This is a genomic window from Streptomyces sp. NPDC127092 (genome assembly GCF_042722475.1).
Classification (GTDB): Bacteria; Actinomycetota; Actinomycetes; order Streptomycetales; family Streptomycetaceae; genus Streptomyces.
The window spans coordinates 119,471-122,505 of record NZ_JBHXFE010000026.1 but is presented as its reverse complement, the minus strand read 5'-3'; the positions used below and the strand labels follow the sequence as shown (position 1 = coordinate 122,505).

The following is a 3,035-nucleotide window of genomic DNA, read 5'->3' as shown; positions in this document are numbered from 1 at the left end:
GCACCGGCTGCCGCCCCGGCCGCTCCCGCGGCCGTTCCCGCGGCACCCGCCGGAGGACCGGCGGCACCGGCGCCCGGTCCTCCCGCCGCGGGTGTCCCCGCGCCCGGTCCCGTGCCCGCCGCTCCCGCCGACGGCAGGGGCCGCGTCCGCGCGGCCGGAGGCGGTACGGCTGCCGGCGGTACCGGCGCCGGTGGTGCGGCGGACGCCGGTGGCGGCTCGGGCGCCGGTCGCGCCGGCATCCGGAAGGCGGCCGACGCGCGGGCCGTGAGCAGCGGCGGCGGGAGGCGCTCGCCGCGTTCGCCCGTGGTCGTGACCCGGTCGCTGCCCTCGGCCAGGCCCGCGCTGCGGTGGTCGCCGGGGCCGCGCCGTACCGTCGCCGCGCACGTCGCGGAGGCGCCGGGCGCGAGGACCGGCACGGTGCACACGAGCCCGTTCGGCGTGGGGGCGAGGGTCCGGTCGGTGAGCCGGATCGCGTGGACCGGCCGGTTGCCGCGGTTGGTGACCGCGTACCGCACGGTGGCCGTGCCCGGCGGCCCGACGCGGACCCCCTCGGTGAGGTCGAGGGCGCCGGCCACGCCGTCGTACCCGGAGCGCGCCGTGGCCGTCGGGCTCAGGCCGAGCGAGGGGATGTCGCCGGTGGCGCGGGCGGTGCCGGCATGGCGCCCGGGCAGGGCCCGGAAGCGCGCGGTGCACACCGTCGAGTGGAGCGCCGCGAGCGGCCGGGCCGGGCAGCCGGCCTCGCCGCCGGGCACGTCGGGGTCCGTGACCCGCACCCGGTGGAGGTCGGCCTCGCCGCGGTTGACCAGGCGGTAGTGCTTCACGACGGTCCCGCCGGCCCGTACGGTCGCCTCCGCGCCCGGGCCGTTGACGGTGACGGTCAACGCGAGCGCGCCGTCGCCGGCGCCGCCCGCGAGGGCGGGCTGCGGACCCGCCGGGAGGAGGAGCAACAGGAGTAACAGCAGCAGGAGCAGCGTGGTGTGACGTGGCCGCATGACACCTCCCGGCCGAATAGTCGGATGATCGTTCCGGTCGTGTACCGCTCGCCATGCTCGCCATGCCGTCCGCACGTGCCCTGGGCAAGACACGCGCCCGTCCCGCCACCCGGACCCCTCTTTCACCCGTCCGGCGAACCGTGCGGCACTCTTGAACCATGAACGATGCCGCCCCGGCGCCCACCCCCGCGCCCGCGCCCCGCCGTGCCCGTGTCCGTGCCCCCGAGCTGATCGGCAAGGGCGGCTGGCTGAACACCGGCGGGGACGAACTGACCCTCATGGACCTGCGAGGGAAGATCGTCCTGCTCGACTTCTGGACCTTCTGCTGCATCAACTGCCTGCACGTCCTCGACGAGCTGCGCGAGCTGGAGGAGAAACACCGGGACACGCTCGTGATCGTCGGCGTGCACTCGCCGAAGTTCGTGCACGAGGCGGAGCACCAGGCCGTCGTCGACGCCGTCGAGCGCTACGAGGTGCACCACCCGGTCCTGGACGACCCGGAGCTCGCGACCTGGAAGCAGTACGCCGTGCGGGCCTGGCCCACACTCGTCGTCATCGACCCCGAGGGCTACGTCGTCGCGCAGCACGCGGGCGAGGGCCACGCCAACGCGATCCGCACCCTCGTCGAGGAGCTGGAGGCGGAGCACGAGGCCAAGGGGACGCTGCGGCGCGGCGACGGGCCGTACGTGCCGCCGGAGCCGGTCGCGACCGACCTGCGCTTCCCCGGCAAGGCGGTCCTGCTGCCCTCCGGGAACCTGCTGGTCTCCGACACCACCCGGCACCAGCTCGTCGAGCTGGAGCAGGACGGCGAGACGGTGGTACGGCGGATCGGCGCCGAGGGCGAGGTGTTCCGCGAGCCGCAGGGCCTGGCCGTCCTCCCGGACGGGAAGGTCGTCGTCGCCGACACCGTGCACCACGCGCTCCAGCTCTTCGACCCGGCCACCGGCGCGGTCGAGCGGATCGCCGGCACCGGCCGCCAGTGGTGGCAGGGCTCCCCCACCTCCGGCCCCGCCCTCGAGGTCGACCTGTCCTCGCCGTGGGACGTCGCCTGGTGGCAGGGCAAGGTGTGGATCGCGATGGCCGGCGTGCACCAGATCTGGACCTACGACCCGGAGACGGGCACCGTCGAGGTCGCGGCCGGCACCACCAACGAGGGCCTGGTCGACGGGCCCGCCGCCGAGGCCTGGTTCGCCCAGCCCTCCGGACTCGCCGCGACCGCGGACCGGCTGTGGATCGCCGACTCCGAGACCAGCGCGCTCCGGTGGATCGACACCGAGGGAACGGTGCACACCGCCGTCGGCACCGGCCTCTTCGACTTCGGGCACCGCGACGGAGCCGCCGGCCAGGCCCTGTTCCAGCACCCGCTGGGCGTCACGGCCCTGCCGGACGGCTCGGTCGCCGTCTCGGACACGTACAACCACGCGCTGCGCCGCTTCGATCCGGCGAGCGGCGAGGTCACCACCCTCGCCACCGACCTGCGCGAGCCGAGCGACGCGGTCGTGGTCGGCGAGGACGTCGTGGTCGTCGAGTCGGCCCGGCACCGGCTCACCCGGCTGCGCCTCCCCGAGGAGGCCGTGCAGGTCGAGGCGGTCGCCCACCGCACCCGGCGCGAGGCCACCGACGTCGCCCCGGGCCGGCTCCGCCTCGACGTGGTCTTCCAGGCCCCGAAGGGCCAGAAGCTGGACCAGCGGTACGGCCCCTCCACCCGGCTCCTGGTCTCCTCGACCCCGCCGGAGCTGCTGCTCTCCGGCGAGGGCAAGGGCACGGACCTCTTCCGCGAGCTGGAGCTGAACCCGGAGCTGACCGAGGGCGTCCTGCACGTCTCGGCGATGGCCGCGTCCTGCGACGACGACCCGGAGAACGAGTACCCGGCCTGCCACGTGCACCAGCAGGACTGGGGCGTCCCGGTCCGGATCACGGAGGGCGGCGCGGCCCGGCTCCCGCTGATCCTGGCGGGAATGGACGCCTGAGACGGAACCGGCCCCTGCCGCACGGGAGGGGACAGGCCCGTGTGCGTTCGCCCTCCCGGGAGGCCAACAGCGC

The 3,035-nt window shown here is 75.8% G+C and carries 2 protein-coding genes; one reads left to right on the top strand and one right to left on the bottom strand.

All coding sequences use genetic code 11. From position 1 onward, the window contains the following. A partial coding sequence (locus ACFWJO_RS22275; RefSeq protein WP_386867601.1) for a hypothetical protein occupies positions 1–992 on the bottom strand: 992 nt, incomplete at its 3' end. A gap of 158 nt (positions 993–1,150) precedes the next feature. Here ACFWJO_RS22275 and ACFWJO_RS22270 point away from each other — a divergent pair. Continuing rightward, positions 1,151–2,962, top strand: a complete 1,812-nt coding sequence (locus tag ACFWJO_RS22270) for a thioredoxin-like domain-containing protein (protein WP_386867599.1) — start codon at positions 1,151–1,153, stop codon at positions 2,960–2,962. Positions 2,963–3,035: the final 73 nt, after the last annotated feature.